The following is a 17689-nucleotide window of genomic DNA, read 5'->3' on the forward strand; positions in this document are numbered from 1 at the left end:
GCGGTGGGCGGTCTGTCGCCGGGAATCCTATAGGATATGGGGGTCGGAGGGTACTGCTCGGCCCGCCGGCCGTCCCCGTAGAGTCGGCCAGGTGACTCCCAGTGGTGTGCTGCGCCTCGGCGAGCGGTCGTTCGGGCCGGGGGAGTTCGCAGTGATGGCGATCGTGAACCGGACCCCGGACTCGTTCTTCGACGGCGGCGCGACGTACGCGACCGAGGCGGCACTGGCCGCGATCGACCAGGCGGTCGCCGACGGGGCCGATCTGGTCGACATCGGCGGCGTCAAGGCCGGGTACGGCGAGCCCGTCGACGAGGCGGAGGAGCTGCGCCGGACGGTCGACTTCGTCGCCACCGTCCGCGAGCGTCACCCTTCGTTGCTGATCAGCGTCGACACGTATCGGGCCGGGGTCGCGCGGCGCGTCGGCGAGGCCGGCGCAAACCTGATCAACGACACGTGGTCGGGGCACGATCCTTCGCTGGCTGAGGCGGCTGCTGCGGTGGGGGCCGGGTTGGTGTGCAGTCACGTCGGCGGGTTGAAGCCGCGGACGGATCCGCACCGGATGGCGTACGAGGATGTCGTTGCCGACGTGATCCGGACGACGGTCGCGCTGGCCGAGCGGGCGATCGCGGCCGGGGTGCACCCGGACGGGATCGTGATCGACCCGACCCACGATTTCGGGAAGAACACGTTGCACTCGCTGGAGATCACGCGCCGGATCGACGAGCTGGCGGCGACCGGGTGGCCGGTGCTGGTGGCGATGTCGAACAAGGACTTCCTGGGGGAGACGCTCGACCTGCCGTCCGCGCGGCGCGGTCCGGCGACGCTGGCGGCGGTCAGTGTCGCGGCGTGGCTCGGGGCGCGGGTGTTCCGGGTGCACGACGTGGCCGGCGTACGGCAAGCTCTTGACCTGATCGCGGTACTGCGGAAGACCGCGACCCCGGCGTACACGCGAAGGAGTCTGGTGTGATCTACGACCGCACGATCGGTACGGAGCTGACCGAGGACGAGCTGATCGCCGCCTACACGGTGCCGGATCGCTCGACGACGTGGCTCCGGGCCAACTTCGTCACGAGTCTGGACGGGGCGGTCACGCTCGAGGGCCTGTCCGGCGGTCTCTCCAGCAAGGACGACCAGAACATGCTCGGCCGGCTGCGGATGCTGGCCGACGTCGTGCTCGTCGGCGCCGGGACGTTGCGGGCCGAGGGGTACGGCGGGCTGCGGCTCGGCGCGAAACGGCGTACCTGGCGGGCCGACCAGGGCTGGCCGGAAAACCCGACCCTCGCTGTCGTCTCCGCGCGCCTGGAATTGGCCGCCGACAGCCCCGTCTTCACCAATGCGCCGGTCCGCGCCGTGGTTATCACCTGCGAGGCGGCCCCCGCGGACCAACGCAAAGCCCTCTCCGAGGTAGCCGATGTCCTGATCTGCGGCGACGATGCGGTAGACCTACCCGCCGCCGTGGCCGCGCTGACTGCCCGCGGCCTCCCCCAGATCCTCTGCGAAGGCGGCCCCCACCTCCTCGGCTCCCTGACCACAGCCAACCTGGTAGACGAACTCTGCCTCACCGTCTCCCCGCTCCTGGCCGGCCCCGGAGCCCGAAGAATCACCGACGGCCTGTCATCCCCCGAGGCCCGCCCCCTCGCCCTCCACCACATCCTCTCCACAGACGAAGGCTTCCTCTTCCTCCGCCACACCCGGACCCCGTAATGCCGGTAACAGCCGCAGCCGTCTGCCCCCACCCACCCCTACTAATCCCCGAGCTAGCCGCCGGCGCCGCCCCCGAACTAGCCACCCTCCGCACCGCCTGCCGAACAGCAATCAACCGACTCACCCACTCCGACCTACTGGTAGTGGTAGGCACCACCGGCCCCACCGCTTCTGAGGCCGTAGGCCTCGCCCAGCCTGGTGACGCGACGGGGTCCGGCCCAGCCTTCGCCCGGGCGGCGGGCCTCGGAAGCAGCGTGTTCGAGGTCTTGGGTCTTGCTGGGGTGAGTGTTTTTGAGGGGGATGCGGGTGGGTCGTTCGCGGCCTATGGGGCGCCGGGGGTGCGGGTGGGGGATGGGGATGCGGTGCTTCCGTTGGCTTTGGCGGTGGGAGGGTGGTTGCTGGAGCGGTCCGAAGCTGTGAGGGTCCCGCGGATGTATGTGGCGGTGCCGGACGACCTGTCTCCGGTGGACTGCCTGGCGTTGGGGGAAGAGATTGCTTCGGGCAACGAGCGGGTCGGGTTGCTGGTGATGGGGGACGGGTCGGCGCGGAGGAGCGATCACTCGCCGGTGCACCTGCATCCCCGCGCCGAGGTTTTCGACTCGACAGTCGCCAGGGCCTTGCAGGACGGGGATGTAGAGGTGCTGGCGGCGCTGGATCCGGAGCTCGCGAGGGTGCTGCAGGCGGCAGGCCGGGCGCCGTGGCAGGTGCTGGCGGGAGCGCTCGGACCACTCGAGAGCGAACTGCTGTACGACGCAGCGCCGTACGGCGTCGGCTACTTCGTGGCGAGTTTCGGATAGCGACCGGGATACTTACTGAGTGACAGCGGAGCAGGCGGGTTATCGGCGGTCGGCCAAGTCGCCGCGCGGTGAGGCGCGGCGGCTGGAGCTGCTCGAGAAGGTGACCGACGAGCTCGGCACGAACGGCCTCGTCGACTTCTCCCTGCGCCGCGCCGCCCGCGCAGCCGGTACGACGCACAAAGTGCTCCTCTACCACTTCGACGGCCCCGAGGACCTCCTCACCCAGGCCGTCCTCCAGCTCCGCGAGCGTCGCATCACCCGCGCCCTCGAAGCCGCCACCGGAGACCCGGACGACCGCTCGCTCGCCGACCGCGTCCAGTCGATGTGGCCGACCCTGATCGGCAAGGAGTCCTGGGTCCTCGACCAGGCGATCGGCCTCGCCATGTACGACGCCGCCCGGTACGCCGACCTCGCCCGCTCAGCCTCCCAGCAGTACATGCCGGCGCTGCTGTCCATCTGCCCGCCGACCTGGCCCGAGCAACGCAAGCGCGAGGTCTCCGAACTCATCCTCGCCACCCTCCGCGGATTCCTGATCGAGTGGCGCACCAGCGGCGACGAGGCCGGCATCCACGCCGGCTTCGCCGCCCTCCTCAGAGCCCTCGAACGCGAAGAGCAAGCCTCCGAGTAACCCGCCCACCACCCGCTCGCAGCACAGCCATGGACAGTTTGCGAACCGCGTGGTTCACTTTTGAGATGCGCGAAAAGGTGAGCTTTGCGAGTGGCGGGGTCGCGTGTGCGGCCTGGCACTACCCGGGGTCGAACGGTGGTTGTGTGGTCATGGCCGGCGGGTTCGGCGTGACGAAGGAACCGGGCACGGACCGGTTCGCGGAGCGGTTCAACGCCGCGGGGTTCGACGTACTGGCGTTCGACTTCCGGCGGCTGGGGGAGAGCGAGGGGGAGCCGCGTCAGGTCGCCAACATTCCCGACCAGCTGGACGACTGGCGGGCTGCGATCGCCTTCGCTGCAGCGCTTCCTGGGGTTGAACGAGTCGCCCTTTGGTCCTTCTCGCTCACTGCCGGTCAGGTTGTGCAGTTGGCCGCCGAGGACCTGCCGTTGTCGGCCGCGATCGCCCAGTCCGCGAACCTCGACGGCCCCGCCGCCCTCCGCAACGCCTCCCGCTACCAAACCCCAGGATCGGCCATCCGGCTACTGGGCCGCGCTCTCATGGACTACATCTCCGGGCTGACAGGCGGGTCTCCTCGACTAGTAGCTCTCGCCGCCCCACAAGGTCAGGTCGCTCTGCTCAACACCCCAGACGCCCAAGACACCAACGCAGCCCTCGGCGACTACCCCGAATGGCATCAGGCCATAGCTGCCCGCTCCGTTCTCCCAGCAGCGTTGTACAAGCCGGGGCGGTTCGCAGCCGACGTACGTTGTCCGGTCCTCTACGTGGCCTGCACCGACGACCGCTCCGCTCTAGCCGCGCCTGCCCGTGCTGCGGCGTCCCAGTCCTCGGCTGCACAGCTCCTAGAGGTCCCGGGCGGGCACTACGCTCCGTTCCTCGACGCACATGAGGTGGTCGTTGACGCCGAGATCGCCTTCCTCAGCCGTCACCTGGTGACTACACCGGCTCCACAGGCACAGTAGGCCACCGGTCCGCGGTCTCCGCGAGGTCGGAGCGCCCAGCGGCCCGCAGCTCCTCGACCAGCTCCGCACGGGCCCGCCGTACGGCGTCAACCGCGTCGTCAGCCGTCGCGTGCGGACCGGACCAGTTGCACACCGCGTCCCCGGCGTACCAGTCGCCCGCGGCGGACCGCCGTACATGAGCTGCCGCGACCCGCCCCACCGGCAGCCCGAGCGACACAGACTCCACTGGGACGACGCTGCTCGACGGGTCCGGCTCCAGCTCCACCGCGTCCGTCAGCACGAACCGGTACCCAGCCGGCGCCCGCTCCGCGATCCACGCGAACGCCAACGAAGCCAACGCCGCCAGCTCACCCGCCAGCTCGGCGGGCAGCGTCTCCACCCCGCACGGCCGCGGATCCGTCGGCCGCAGCGCACCCTGGCAGCGCCGCATCAACATCTCTTCCGGCAACGACTGCCGACGTCCCAGGATCCGCGACAGGCCGACGACGTCGAAGTTCAGCTCGTCCGGCGTCCGCTTGACCGCCGGCTCGAACGGCTCGCCCGCCAAGCTCCCCCGCGCCGTCCACGGCCCCACATGCCACCGCCCCAAACCCGTCATGCCCGCCACGCTAACCCGTCAGTCGGTTATGACCGGGGCGGGGACGGCGAAGGTTTTTGCGAGGTCGGTGAGGATTACGCGCGCGCCTTGGAGGCCGACGGCGGTCATCCAGGTTAGGTCGGGGACCTCGTGGACCTTTGGTGCGAGGGGCTTCCAGAGGGGGTTGGTCTTGAACTGGGCGGCGGTCTTGGCGCTCAGTCCCTTCTCGTCGGCGTACTCGGTGACGAAGATCGCGTCGGCGTCCGCGTCCTTGATCCGTTCCGGGCTGATCTCGAGTGCGAACCCGTTCACGTCCTGCGACTTCGGCCGCTTCAGCCCGGCGTCCTTCAGGACGATCCCGGAGAAGCTCGCGTTCTGGTACAGCCGGGTCGGCCCGTCGACGAACCGGACCACCGAGATCGTCGGGTTGTGCGCCTTCGCGTTGATCGCGTCCCCGACGGTCCGGGCCGCCTGCTCGTACGCCGAGATCTCCTTCTCGGCGCGGTCCTCCTCGCCGAGCGCCTTCGCCTCGAGCCGGATGTTGTCCTTCCAGGTCGGCCCGGTGGTCTCCGACATCACCGTCGGCGCGATCGCGGACAGCTGGTCGTACAGCTTCTCGTGCCGGACCTTCGCGGTGATGATCAGGTCGGGCTGGAGCTCGGCGATCTTCTCCAGGTTCGGCTCGGCCAGCGTGCCGACCGCCTGCGCCTCGGACCCGAACTTGGTCCGGTCGTCCCCGAGGTAGTCCGGCAGTTTCCCGTTGATGCTCCGGTAGTCGGTGTATCCGACCACCGGCGTGTCCAGGATCATCGTCGCGTCCACGAAGCTGGCGTCGAGCGCGACCACCCGCTTCGGCTTGGCCTTGATCTCGGTCGTGCCCATCGCGTGCTCGACGGTCCGCGGGAAGCCGGTGCCCGACGACGCGGCCGGTGTGCCGGCGTCGGACGATCCGCAGGCGGTCAGTGCCAGCGCGGCAGCGAGCAGGGCGGTGAGGCGTGGCAGGCGCACAGATGTCTCCAAGACAGGGATAGGGTGACTCACATCAACAGCAAAGTAAGGTAACCCTAACCATATGTCCTCCGCCGTCTCGTCGGCGCCGCGCACAGCGAGTCGTGCGGTACGGCGTTCCGCCGCCCTGCTGGCCCTTGCCGTCGTCCTAGTGCTCGCGTTCGCGGCCAGCCTCGCGCTCGGTTCGCGCTGGCTCGGCCCGGGCGCGCTGTGGCACGCGTTCACTGCCGCCAACGGATCCGACCCGGACGTGATCATCCGCAGCCTGCGCTTCCCGCGGACCGTCGTCGCTGCCCTGATCGGCCTGTGCATCGGCATCGCCGGCACGCTGATGCAGGGTCACACCCGCAATGCGCTCGCAGAACCCGGCATCTTCGGCGTCAGCTCGGGCGCAGCCTTCGCGGTAGTCCTCGGCCTCCAGATCGGCCTGGTCTCATCGGTCGCTTCCACGGTCTGGGTCGCCCTGATCGGCGCTCTGATCGCGACCTTCGCTGTCCAGCAGCTGGCCGCGCGCGGCACCGGCGCGACCCCAGTTGGCCTCGCGCTCACCGGCGCCGCGGTCGCCGCTCTCCTCGGTGCGTTGACCTCCTCGATCGTCCTGCTCGACGCCGACACCTTGGACAGTTACCGCTTCTGGGCGGTCGGTTCGGTCGCCGGCCGCGGCGTGGATGTCGCCGGCCAGGTCTTGCCATTCGCCGTCGTCGGTTTGTTGCTGGCCGCCGTCAACGCGCGCGACCTGGATCTGCTTGCCTTGGGCGACGACGTTGCCGCCGGGCTGGGACTGTCGATCCGCCGCGCCCGTCTGGTCGGTCTAGGGTCGATCGGTCTGTTGACCGCAGCCGGTGTTGCGGCCTGCGGCCCGATCGGTTTCCTCGGCCTGTTGTCCGGTCACGTCGCGCGGCGGATCTTCGGCGCCCGCAACACCTGGCTGATCCCGGCCGCAGGCGTGATCGGCGCGACCGCGCTCGTGCTGGCCGACCTGGTCGGCCGGCTGGTCGGCGGTGCCGGTGAGGTCCAGGCCGGCGTTGTCCTGGGGATCGTCGGCGCCCCACTCTTCGTGCTCGTCGTACGCCGTCGGGCGGTGGCGCTGTGAAGCCCCGCACTATTGCCCTCGGCATCTTGTTCGCGGTCCTCGCGCTCGTGCTCGCGCTGGTCTCGCTGAGCGTCGGTACGACGAAGCTCCCGCCCGCCGACGTGATCGAAGTACTGCTCGGCGGCGGCCGGCGTGGTACCCGGCTCGTCGTGCTCGAGTTGCGCTTGCCCAGGGTCGCGACCGGTCTGCTCGTCGGCATCGCCTTCGCGGTGTCGGGCGCGTTGTTGCAGACGTTGTCCCGGAACCCGCTGGCCAGCCCGGACATCGTCGGGGTCAACTCGGGCGCGTCCGCCGGGGCCGTCGCGGTGATCGTGCTGGCCGGGACCGGTGGCGGCAACATCTCCGGCGCCGCCGCGAAGGTCGGGATCCCGTTGGCTGCCATGCTCGGCGGTCTGCTCGCGACGTTGATGGTCGGCGCACTGTCTGTCCGGCGTGGCGTTGTGGATGCCGGACGAGTCGTGCTGATCGGTGTCGGTATCGCCGCCGCCGCGAACTCGCTGGTCGCCTGGCTCCTGGTGATCGGAGACGTCAACGACGCCGGTCGAGCGGCGGCCTGGCTGGCCGGGTCGCTCAATGCCCGCGCCTGGAGTGACGCGGTCCCGGTGCTCATCGCAGTGATCTCGTTGTTGCCGGTGGCAATGATGTTCAATCGGGACCTGTCCGCGCTGGTGCTCGGGGACGACGTGGCGTCGTCGCTCGGTGTCCGGGTGGCGCGGATCCGCGTTGCCCTGCTGGTCATCGCGACCGTGCTGGCCGCGATGGCGACCGCCGGCGCGGGTCCGATCGCCTTCGTTGCGTTGGTCGCACCGCAGGTCGCGCAGCGGCTCACCCGCATGGAGCGGCCGCCGCTGCTCACCACCGCGATGCTCGGTGCGCTCTTCGTGGTGCTGGCCGACCTGCTGGCGCGCAACGGTCTGCACTGGCTGCACGTCGGCCCGTACGAACTACCGGTAGGTGTGGTGACAGCCGCGTGCGGAGCGCCGTACCTGCTGTATCTCATCGGCCGTCAGCAGAAGGGACGCTGAAGCGTGCACGTGGAGAACCTGACCCTCGCGTACGGCGCGGACGCGCCGGTGGTCAACGGGCTGACGCTGGAGGTGCCGTCCGGTCAGCTGACCGCGGTCGTCGGACCGAACGGCTCCGGCAAGTCCACTCTGCTGCGCGGGATGAGCAGACTGCTGACGCCACAGGCCGGACGGGTGTTGCTGGACGGCAAGGACATCCATCAGCTCCCAGCCCGTGAGCTGGCGCGCAAGCTCGGTGTACTTCCACAAGGCCCGGTGACTCCGGAAGGCATCACCGCTGCTGAGCTCGTGTCGCGTGGACGACACCCGCACCGCGGTCTGTTCGGTCGCCTGACCGCAGAGGACGACGCAGCCATCGATGAAGCGTTACAGGCGGTCGAGCTGACCGACCTCCGCGACCGCCCGGTCGACCAGCTGTCCGGTGGGCAGCGCCAGCGGGTGTGGATCGCGATGGTGCTTGCGCAGGGCACGCAGCACCTTCTGCTCGACGAGCCAACGACGTACCTCGATCTCGCGCATGCCGTAGACGTGATGAACGTCGTGCATGCTGCGGCAGTCACTGGCAGGACGGTTGTCGCGGTGCTGCACGACCTGACGCTGGCAGCGCAGTACGCCGACCACCTGGTGGTGATGGGGGAGGGACGGATCGCGGCCGAGGGTCGTCCGGTGGAGGTGCTCACAGAAGCCTTGCTGGACGAGGTGTTCGGGCTGAAGGCGACCGTGGTCGAGGTCGGCGGGGCACCGGTCGTCGTACCGGACCGTAGGCTGGCTGGGTGACGTACACCGTGGGCCGCCTGGCGGACGTGCTGGCTGACTCGGTCAGCTGGCTCTCCGTGCGTACAGCGGACGCGGTGCCCGGACCGGACTGGGTGTCGTGCGCCTCGCTGATCGCCGCACAGGAGGCCGGTGAGGACCCGACCGCCGAATGGCGTGCTGCGGCAGCAGCCGACTACGCGCGCGACTACGCGATCGAGCCGCCGGTGCAGGTCGCGGCCATGTTCACGCTCATGTGGTACCTCCAGGTGCCTTCGCTGGTTGCTGGAGTCACCACTGCGGTCACCGGCTTCGCTCCTGCAGTCACACCGGATGCTCTTGCTTTCCGGAGGCATCCGACGGCGCACTACCCGGCTGAGGTCGCCTTGCTGTCGGAGGAGGTCGTGCCGCTCGAGGTGGCGAGCCGACAGCTCAAGGCACATACCAGCGCTTTCCTCGACTCGTATGAGCCAGGAGTGAAGCTCGGTTCCCTGCAGCGGTTCGGGGCAGCGGACGACGAGGTGCGGTCCGCGCTGCGGCTGCCGGAGGAGGCGCCGTACGCCGACCAGGCCGCCGCGGCCTTCGGAGTATCGCTGGAGCAGAAGTTGCGGACGTCGTGCTGCTACTTCTACGTGCTGCCGAACGTGGCGGCCTGCACCACCTGCCCGCGTTTCCGCTGATTGGTCTACGCGGGCTGCATCGAAAGGATTGCCGGGGTCTCCGCTCGCGCGAAGGCTGTTGGGCATGCGCTGGACACGGGTAGTGGTAGCGAGTGGACTCCTGGTGACGACCGCAGGGCTTACGCCGGTGGCTGGGTTGCCCCAGGCACACGCGGCCGGTGCGGCACCGGGCATGTGGACCGAGACGTCGTACAACTCGGTCTTCAAGGACAGCGGGCGTTCGGCGGAGGCACGCGACTACATCCGGCTCGACACGGCCAAGAACGACTACGAGGCAGCACAGATCGTGCTGCGCGGACCTGCGGCGTTCACCGTGAACGGTGTGGACTTCACCGCGCTCACCGGTCCCTCGGACGCAATTCCGGCGAGCGAGCTGAGCTACAACCCGGTCGGCTACGAGTACCTCGACCACAACTCGTACAACGGCTGGGAGCCGGACAACTTCGTCGTACCGACGGTCCGGACGGCGCCCGGCGACTTCCCGGACCGGCTGCTCAACGAGACGAGCATCGCCGTACCGGCGAACCAGACCCAGTCGTTGTGGGTGCGCGTGCACGTCCCGGCTACTGCCGCCGGCGGCACGTACTACGGCCGCGCCACGGTGCGTACGACGAACGGCGACCTGAGTGTGCCGATCGCTGTGAACGCACGCAACGTGGTGATCCCGCCGGCGAACCAGAGTGAGTTCACCAACGTGATGTGGACGAACTTCCTCGGCCTGACCTCATGGGACCCGGGCAAGGGCGACACGATCAAGCTGTTCTACAACTACGACCGGTACTCGGCTGACTGGTGGCAGCTGATCGACCGGTGGATCGACCTGATGAAGCAGAACCGGCAGAACAACCTGCAGTTGCCGCTGCTCAACCTCCTGACCGACGGTGGCAGCAAGGTCGATGCCAGTGGCCACTACACGTTCAACTTCAGCCGCTTCGACGAGGTGGTGCAGCGCTTCCTGGACCGCGGCGCGGTGAACAGGCTGGAAGGCTTCACCGGCGCCGGCCCGAAGGACAGCCTCGCCCACAACCCGTACTTCCCGAACTGGGAGATCGAGGTGACACCGAAGCAGACCGGTGCCCAGATCCCCGACTACCTGCTGTGGAACTCGCCGGAGGCGATGAGCTGGTACTCGCAGTTCTACCCCGCGCTCAAGGCGCACCTGGATGCCAAGGGCTGGACGAGCATGTACTGGATGCACATCGGTGACGAGGCGAACGGCAAGGAGGGCGAGGCGGGCTGGACCGGCATCGAGACCCAGCTGCGCAAGTACTTCCCCGGCGTGAAGGTCGCTGACACGTCGGTGAACGGCTCCGGGCCGCTGATCGCGCAGCACTCCGACATCGCCATCCCCAACCTGTTCACGTACACGATGGACCCGGGGACGTACGACAACCAGCGCAAGACCAACGGCAAGCCGCTCTGGTTCTACAACTGCAACATCCCGGCCGGCAACCACCTCAACAGGTTCATCGACCAGCCGGAGTGGAGCCAGCGGCAGACCATGTGGCTCGCCTACAACAAGGGCGCGACCGGCTACCTGCACTGGGCCTACAACAACTGGCAGTTCGCCATGGCGGACCAGAGGGTGAAGGGGGACGGCTATATCGTCCGCCCGGACACAGTGCACCGGAAGCTCGAGTCCTCTCCGCGCTACGAGTCGCTACGGGACGGCATGGAGGACTGGGAGGTCCTGAACAAGCTGGGCAAGACCAACCCCGGCCTGGCGCACGACCTGGCCAACAGCGTGGTCCAACGCAGCGACATGTACTCACCGGACGTCAACTACATGCAGCGGGTCCGCGCCATCGCGCTGGACGCCGCAGCCGGTCTGCCGGTGGCCAAGGACCTTGCGCGGCTGAAGAAGGCGACTGCCTCCAGTGGTGACGCTACGAAGGCGGTAGACGGTGACAGCACGACCGCGTGGCAGCCGACGTCCGGCACCGGCACCAACTGGGTGCAGGTCGACCTGGGCCGGCAGGCGCAGGTGGACGGGCTCCGGCTGAAGTGGGGTACGACGTGGGCGAGCCAGTACCGCGTACTGATCTCGTTCGACGGCACCAAGTGGGCCGAGACCGCGCGCCGCGCCGACAACGCCGCCGACGACCTGGCCAAACCCGGCGGTGACGACTTCGTCGGCATCAACGCGAAGGCGCGGTACATCCGGCTCGAGACGACCGCGTCCAGCGGCGGCGCGACGCCGTACCAGCTGCTCGATCTGCAGGTGGCGGGCAACCTGTTGCTGCAGCAGAACATCCTTGGCGGGAAGCCGTACGAGCGGACCGAGCCGTCCGGGCGGTTCCCGGACGCTGCCAAGACCGAGGCGACCGACGGCGTGCTCGGTGACAACTGGGGTGACGGTAAGCAGTTCGGGTACGAGCTGGCGAACATCGGCGACAGCGTGCACCCGTCGGTGACCGTCGACCTCGGCTACCGGCAGGACGTCGGGACGGTCCGGGTGCATGCGTACGAGGAGTACCAGGACTACCGGCCCGACATGATCACGGTCTCTACCAGCGACGACAACGTGAACTTCACCGAGACGGCCAGGCTCAGCTTCATCAACGGCGCCTCGCGGATCTGGTACGACCTGGGCTTCGCGCCGATCAAGGCCCGCTGGGTGCGGGTGACGTTCGACAAGACGATGCACACGAAGTACCAGACGGGGCTGTTCGTCGACGAGATCGAGGCGTACGGCGCCGGCCAGCCGGGTGACGTCGTACCGGGTGCGACGGCGTACCAGTGGAACGACAGCGGTGGGATTGGCCATGAGGTGATCTACGCGCCCACCGCGACCGGGTCGATGGGTCGGTGGGACTGGAGCCCGGCGAAGCTGGATCGGAACGACCTGGGAGGCGGGCCGATCGCAGGCAAGACCACGGGGTACGCCTGGAACAACCAGCAGCACGCACTGGCCCGCAGTACCGCGGGAACGCTTCTGCACTGGTGGTGGATCGAGGGCGAGACGTCGGCGCACTCCGCGGACTGGGCTGGTGACGCGGCCGGCGACCCGGCAGCCGTCGTGTGGTCCGGGCAGCAGCACGTGTTCGCGCGGTCCTCGACCGGGGACCTGACGCACTGGTGGTGGGACCCGGTCGACAGCCAGCTACGGATCGACACCTGGGCCGGCGCACCCGGACCGATCGTCGGTACGCCGTCGACGTTCGTCTGGGGCAACCAGCTGCATGTCGTGGCGCGTGGGGCCGACAACCACCTCTACCACTGGTGGTGGGTGCTCGGTGAGTTCGAGTCACACTTCGCGGACTGGGGTGGCGAGGCGTACTCCGACCCGACCACGTTCGTCTGGAACGGCCAGCAACACGTGTACGCGCAGGCCGCGGACGGGCAGCTCTTCCACTGGTACTGGGACGCCGGCGACGGGTTGCACCTGGTCAAGTGGACCGGTGCGCCCGGGAAGTTCGTCGGTGCGCCATCCGCGTTCAAGTCCGGGACACAACAGCACGTGGTCGCCCGCGGGCCCGACAACACGCTCTACCACTGGTGGTGGGACCAGGGCACCGGCAAGGTGACCTGGGAGGACCGCGGCGGGCAGGTCTACGCCGATCCGGTGGCGTTCGCGTTCGCCGACCAGCACCAGTATTTCGCTCAGAGCAGAACCAACACCCTCTTCCACTGGTGGTGGACGCCGCAGGACGGGTGGCACCAGAACGACTGGGGCGGGTCGGTGAAATATCCGGCCTGACCTGCGGGTCCGGACTCCAGCAGAAACTGTCGGTGGCGTCGGGAAGCATGGCGGGCATGACTCGACACGCTTCCCAGACGTCACCGGCAGGTAATTTCTGGCCGGTTGTCCAGACCTGGGTCCGGAGCTAGGTTCGCTGACGTGACCTCGCCCGGTGAGTTCCCGGCGACGACCCCGATCGGCTCCCGGGCCGAGGCCGAGGGCTACGTCGCGATGGTCTGTTTCAAGCACGGTCCACCGCGCCTGTACGGCGTCGAGCTCGAATGGACCGTGCACCATGCGGAAGATCCGCACCGTCCCCTCGATGCCGCACAACTGAGCAAGGCCCTGGGCGCGCACGCGCCCGCGACCCTGGTGAGAGGCAGTCCGCAACTGCCGCTCGGCCGGGGCGCTCTGGTCACCGTGGAGCCCGGTGGCCAGGTGGAGATCTCCGGCCCCGCGACCGCCTCGATCCCCCGGCTGATCGACGACACCGCCGCGGACGCCGCGCAACTGACGGCTCTCCTTCGCGATGCGGACCTGGTCCCCGGCGAGTTCGGACTGGATCCCTTCCGCACTCCCCGCCGCATCCTCACGGTCCCGCGCTACGCGGCGATGGAGCACGCGTTCCAGCGCCTCGGGCCGCACGGGCCGCGGATGATGTGCAGCTCGGCCGGCCTGCAGATCTGCCTCGACGCCGGTGAGGCACACGAGACCGCCCTGCGCTGGCGCGCGCTGCACGACCTCGGTCCCGCCCTGGTCGGCCTGTTCGCCAACTCGCGGCGGCGGGCGGGCTCGGACACCGGCTGGGCCTCGGCCCGGACCGAGGCGACCTTCGGCACCTGCGCACCCTTCACCGAGCCACCACCGCTCGACGGCGACCCTGCTGCGGCCTGGGCCCGGACCGCGATGGAGGCGCCGGTGCTTTGCTTGCGCCGCGGTGACAGCTGGGACGCACCGGCCGGACTGACCTTCGGAGCCTGGGCGGACGGACAGCTGCCCGGCGACAGACCGACGTACGACGACCTGGAGTACCACCTGTCCACGCTGTTCCCACCCGTGCGCCCGCGCGGGTACCTCGAGGTCCGGTACCTCGACGCGCAGCCGGGGGACGGGTGGATCGCCCCGACCCTGATGCTCACCGCACTGCTGTCCGACAGCGCACTGATCGATGACGTGCTGGCCGCGGCGGAGCCTGCGGCGGGCCGCTGGTTCCCGGCGGCCCGTGACGGGCTGGAGGACAAGTTGGTCCTTCAGGCCGCCCGCGACGTGGTCGAGCTGGGCGCAGGTCTGCTGGACCGGACCGGTGCGGACCCTGAACTTCTCGCTGCCGTCGAGACCCGACTGCAGCACATCGTCGACGACACCCACGGAAGGCGAGCCTCGTGAACCACCAACTATCAGATCTGTCGCCTGAGGGCCTGCGGGCGTTCGCTGCCGAGCAGCTCGAGCGGTCCCGGGCGCGGACGGTGCAGCTGACCGATGCGGTCGACACCGACGACCTGGTCCGGCAGCACTCGCGGCTGATGTCACCGCTGCTCTGGGACTACGCGCACATCGGCAACCAGGAGGAGCTCTGGCTCGTCCGCGACGTCGGCGGCCGGGAGCCGCTGCGCCAGGACATCGACGAAATGTACGACGCGTTCCAGCACCCGCGTGCGGACCGGCCGTCGCTGCCGCTGCTCGGTCCGGTGGAGACCCGGGCGTACGTGACCGAGGTGCGGGACAAGGTGCTCGACGTCCTCGACCACGTGAAGTTCGACGGCGGCCGTGAGCTGGTCGACAACGCGTTCGCGTTCGGCATGATCACGCAGCACGAGCAGCAGCACGACGAGACCATGCTGGCGACCCACCAGCTCCGGACCGGTGCTCCGGTGCTCGACGCGCCGGCGCCGCCGCGTGGCCGCGTGCTGCCGGCACCAGAGGTGTTCGTGCCGGGCGGTGTGTTCGAGATGGGTACGTCGATCGAGCCGTGGGCGCTGGACAACGAGCGGCCGGCGCATGCGGTGCGCGTGGCGCCGTACGTGATCGACACGGTGCCGGTGAGCAACGGCGACTACCTGCGGTTCGTGCTCGGTGGTGGGTACGAGGACCCGCAGTGGTGGTCCGAGGACGGGTGGGCGCACGTACGGAAGGCGTCGCTGGTCGGGCCGCGGTTCTGGTCGCAGGTGGACGGCGAGTGGTGGCGGCTGCGGTTCGGCCACCAGGAGCGGCTGCCGCTGGACGAGCCGGTCATGCACGTCTGCTTCTACGAGGCCGAGGCGTACGCGAAGTGGGCCGGTAAGCGGCTGCCGACCGAGGAGGAGTGGGAGTTCGCGGCGCGGTTCGACCCGTCGACCGGCCGGACGCGGCGGTTCCCGTGGGGTGACGAGTCGCCGGGGCCGCAGCACGCGAACCTCGGTCAGCGGCACCTGCAGCCGGCGCCGGTCGGGGCGTACCCGGCAGGTGCGTCGCCGCTTGGGGTCGAGCAGCTGATCGGTGACGTGTGGGAGTGGACGTCGAGCGACTTCCACGGGTATCCCGGGTTCCGCGCGTGGCCGTACGACGAGTACTCGCTGGTGTTCTTCGGGCCGGAGTACAAGGTCCTCCGCGGCGGCTCGTTCGGCACCGACGAGGTCGTTGCCCGCAGCACCTTCCGGAACTGGGACTACCCCATCCGCCGCCAGATCTTCGCCGGCTTCCGCTGCGCCCGCGACCCCCACCCCGAGGAGCTGCACCCCTGATGTGCCGCCACCTGGCCTACCTCGGCCCCCCGGTCACCCTGTCAGCTCTCCTGCTGGAGCCCACCCATTCCCTCTACGAACAGAGCTGGTCACCACAGGACATGCGCGGCGGCGGCTCAGTCAACGCCGACGGCTTCGGCGTCGGCTGGTACGTCGACCATCAGCTCGTCCGCTACCGGCGGGATGTGCCGATTTGGACCGATGACAACCTTCCTGGGTTGCTCGGGACGATCCGTTCGGGTGCAGTGCTCGCGGCTGTGCGGAACGGGACTGATCGGATGCCACACACTGAAGCCGCAGTAGCGCCTTTCGTGCACGGGAACTGGTTGTTCAGTCACAACGGGCGGGTGCCGGGGTGGCCGGAGTCGCTCGTGAAGCTCAGCGAGCAGCTGCCGGTGACCGATCTGCTGACGATGGACGCACCGCTTGATTCCACGAATGTCTTCGCGCTGATTCGGAACCGGATGCTCACCCAGTCACCAGAAGAAGCGGTTTCCGCAGTAGTGCGTGAGGTGGAGGCGGTTGCCCCGGGCTCTCGCTTGAACCTGTTGATGACGGATGGCGAGCGGGTGATCGCGACCGCGTGGACGCATTCGCTGCACGTCAAGCAGACCGGCGACTCCACCACCGTGTCCTCCGAGCCGTTCGGGGACGGCGAGTGGACCGCAGTACCGGACAGGTCGTTGCTCGTGGCTACCGCCACCGCAGTGCACATTTCACCGATGGAAGGACGAGAGTGACCCTCATCGACGTACATCTGACTCCGGACTACGCGGCGCGGGCGTTGCGGGACGACGTTCGGGCGGGCTTGACCGCGGATCCGAAGTGGTTGCCGCCGAAGTGGTTCTACGACGCGCGCGGGAGCGAGCTGTTCGAGGAGATCACGCGGCTGCCGGAGTACTACCCGACCCGGGCCGAGCGGGAGATCCTGCAGGCGCGGGCCGGCGAGATCGCGCAGCTCACCAAGGCACACACGCTGGTCGAGCTCGGATCGGGCTCGTCGGAGAAGACCCGGCTGCTCCTCGACGGTCTCCGCGACCACGGCACGCTCACCAGTTTCGTGCCAATGGATGTGTCGGAGTCCGCGCTGCGCGACGCGTCGGACGCGATCAACGCGGACTACCCGACCGTCGACGTCCACGGCGTCGTCGGCGACTTCACCGCACATCTCGACAAGTTGCCGGGCGACTCGCCGCGGATCGTCGCGTTCCTCGGCGGCACGATCGGCAACCTGATCCCGGCCGAGCGGGAGACCTTCTACGCCGGAGTCCGCGAGGTCCTCGAACCGGGGGAGTGGCTGCTGCTCGGCACCGACCTGGTCAAGGATCCCGCCACCCTCGTCGCGGCGTACGACGACGCCGCCGGGGTGACCGCGGAGTTCAACAAGAACGTGCTCCGGGTCATCAACCGGCAGCTCGGCGCCGACTTCGACGTCGAGGCGTTCGAGCACGTCGCGCTCTGGGACGCGGAGAACGAGTGGATCGAGATGCACCTGCGCGCCACCCGCGACCTGCAGGTCCTGATCCCGGAGATCCACCTCGAGGTCAGCTTCGCCGCCGGCGAGGAGCTCAGCACCGAGATCTCGGCCAAGTTCCACCGCCACGGCGTCGAGGCCGAGCTCGACAAAGCGGGCTTCACGCCGGCCGCGTGGTGGACCGACACCGAAGCCCGCTTCGCCCTCTCACTCTGGCAGGCAGTGTGATGAAAGAGATGACGAAGAGTGAGTAAACGGAAGCCTTCGAGGAAAACGCCAAAAGCGAAGAGAAAGAAATAAAGGGCTATTCAGAAGTTCTGGACTGAGCTTTCAGGGAAGTGATTAAGGAAAGAACAGAGAAATAACAGATTGAGTGTGGTGGCCGGCTCCGGTGACCGGCCGTGAGTTTGCTGCGGCCGCCTGGCGTGTCACAGCAGACATTGACGGGGCCGCGCGGCGTGTCTGCCCTCGGTGAGAGGTCGCGTTCCCACATTGTGCGTTGGGCGACTGGGCGGAAGCCGAGGTTGGTGTTGACGGCGATCATCGGGGTGTTTTCGGGCGCGTTCCAGGTGTGGAGTACGGCGGGCCG

General features: G+C 68.8%; 16 protein-coding genes. 14 read left to right on the forward strand and 2 right to left on the reverse strand.

Annotation, left to right across the window (positions count from 1 at the left end; genetic code table 11):
• Positions 1-91: 91 nt before the first annotated feature.
• The 5 genes from folP (at position 92) to AB0E69_RS40225 (ending at position 4088) form a co-directional block, all read left to right on the forward strand.
• A complete protein-coding gene (gene folP, locus AB0E69_RS40205; RefSeq protein ID WP_360159441.1) occupies positions 92-967 on the forward strand; it encodes a dihydropteroate synthase in 876 nt (291 codons plus the stop codon).
• Positions 964-1704, forward strand: a complete 741-nt coding sequence (locus AB0E69_RS40210) for a pyrimidine reductase family protein (RefSeq protein ID WP_360159444.1) — start codon at positions 964-966, stop codon at positions 1702-1704. Before folP ends, AB0E69_RS40210 begins: the two co-directional genes overlap by 4 nt.
• Positions 1705-2135: 431 nt before the next feature.
• The gene (locus tag AB0E69_RS40215) at positions 2136-2501 is read left to right on the forward strand and encodes a hypothetical protein (RefSeq protein WP_360159447.1); all 366 of its coding nucleotides are present in this window, start codon (positions 2136-2138) and stop codon (positions 2499-2501) included.
• A 19-nt stretch (positions 2502-2520) separates the two neighbouring features.
• Positions 2521-3129: a hypothetical protein gene (locus AB0E69_RS40220; protein WP_360159450.1), complete on the forward strand. Its 609-nt coding sequence runs from the start codon at positions 2521-2523 to the stop codon at positions 3127-3129.
• Positions 3130-3194: 65 nt separating this feature from the next.
• Positions 3195-4088, forward strand: coding sequence for an alpha/beta hydrolase (locus AB0E69_RS40225; protein ID WP_360159453.1), 894 nt, complete (start codon positions 3195-3197; stop codon positions 4086-4088).
• Here the strand turns inward: AB0E69_RS40225 and AB0E69_RS40230 are convergent.
• Entirely contained in the window at positions 4063-4686 is a 624-nt protein-coding gene (locus AB0E69_RS40230) for a hypothetical protein (RefSeq protein ID WP_360159455.1), read from the reverse strand. The two genes, AB0E69_RS40225 and AB0E69_RS40230, sit on opposite strands and share 26 nt — an antisense overlap.
• 18 nt (positions 4687-4704) lie before the next feature.
• On the reverse strand, positions 4705-5673 hold the full coding sequence (locus AB0E69_RS40235; protein ID WP_360159458.1) for an iron-siderophore ABC transporter substrate-binding protein: 969 nt from the start codon (positions 5671-5673) through the stop codon (positions 4705-4707).
• Between the two features lie 64 nt (positions 5674-5737).
• Between AB0E69_RS40235 and AB0E69_RS40240 the strand changes: the two genes are divergently transcribed.
• The 9 genes from AB0E69_RS40240 (at position 5738) to egtD (ending at position 17328) form a co-directional block, all read left to right on the forward strand.
• A complete protein-coding gene (locus AB0E69_RS40240; protein ID WP_360159461.1) occupies positions 5738-6766 on the forward strand; it encodes an iron ABC transporter permease in 1029 nt (342 codons plus the stop codon).
• Positions 6763-7791, forward strand: a complete 1029-nt coding sequence (locus AB0E69_RS40245) for an iron chelate uptake ABC transporter family permease subunit (RefSeq protein WP_360159464.1) — start codon at positions 6763-6765, stop codon at positions 7789-7791. The genes AB0E69_RS40240 and AB0E69_RS40245 overlap by 4 nt, the downstream gene beginning before the upstream one ends.
• 3 nt (positions 7792-7794) lie before the next feature.
• Positions 7795-8568, forward strand: a complete 774-nt coding sequence (locus AB0E69_RS40250) for an ABC transporter ATP-binding protein (RefSeq protein ID WP_360159467.1) — start codon at positions 7795-7797, stop codon at positions 8566-8568.
• Positions 8565-9224, forward strand: a complete 660-nt coding sequence (locus AB0E69_RS40255; RefSeq protein ID WP_360159470.1) for a (2Fe-2S)-binding protein — start codon at positions 8565-8567, stop codon at positions 9222-9224. The genes AB0E69_RS40250 and AB0E69_RS40255 overlap by 4 nt, the downstream gene beginning before the upstream one ends.
• Before the next feature lie 103 nt (positions 9225-9327).
• Positions 9328-12924 carry a glycoside hydrolase domain-containing protein gene (locus AB0E69_RS40260; RefSeq protein WP_360159473.1) on the forward strand — a complete coding sequence of 1199 codons (3597 nt, stop codon included), beginning with the start codon at positions 9328-9330 and terminating at the stop codon, positions 12922-12924.
• Between the two features lie 141 nt (positions 12925-13065).
• Positions 13066-14292 carry a glutamate-cysteine ligase family protein gene (locus AB0E69_RS40265; RefSeq protein WP_360159475.1) on the forward strand — a complete coding sequence of 409 codons (1227 nt, stop codon included), beginning with the start codon at positions 13066-13068 and terminating at the stop codon, positions 14290-14292.
• Positions 14289-15626, forward strand: a complete 1338-nt coding sequence (egtB, locus tag AB0E69_RS40270) for an ergothioneine biosynthesis protein EgtB (protein WP_360159478.1) — start codon at positions 14289-14291, stop codon at positions 15624-15626. Before AB0E69_RS40265 ends, egtB begins: the two co-directional genes overlap by 4 nt.
• Positions 15626-16366, forward strand: coding sequence for an ergothioneine biosynthesis protein EgtC (egtC, locus tag AB0E69_RS40275; RefSeq protein WP_360159481.1), 741 nt, complete (start codon positions 15626-15628; stop codon positions 16364-16366). Before egtB ends, egtC begins: the two co-directional genes overlap by 1 nt.
• Positions 16363-17328: an L-histidine N(alpha)-methyltransferase gene (egtD, locus tag AB0E69_RS40280; protein ID WP_360159484.1), complete on the forward strand. Its 966-nt coding sequence runs from the start codon at positions 16363-16365 to the stop codon at positions 17326-17328. The genes egtC and egtD overlap by 4 nt, the downstream gene beginning before the upstream one ends.
• The last annotated feature ends 361 nt before the right edge of the window (positions 17329-17689 follow it).

Origin of the sequence: Kribbella sp. NPDC026611, from assembly GCF_040638345.1 — a bacterium.
In the GTDB taxonomy this organism is placed as follows: domain Bacteria; phylum Actinomycetota; class Actinomycetes; order Propionibacteriales; family Kribbellaceae; genus Kribbella.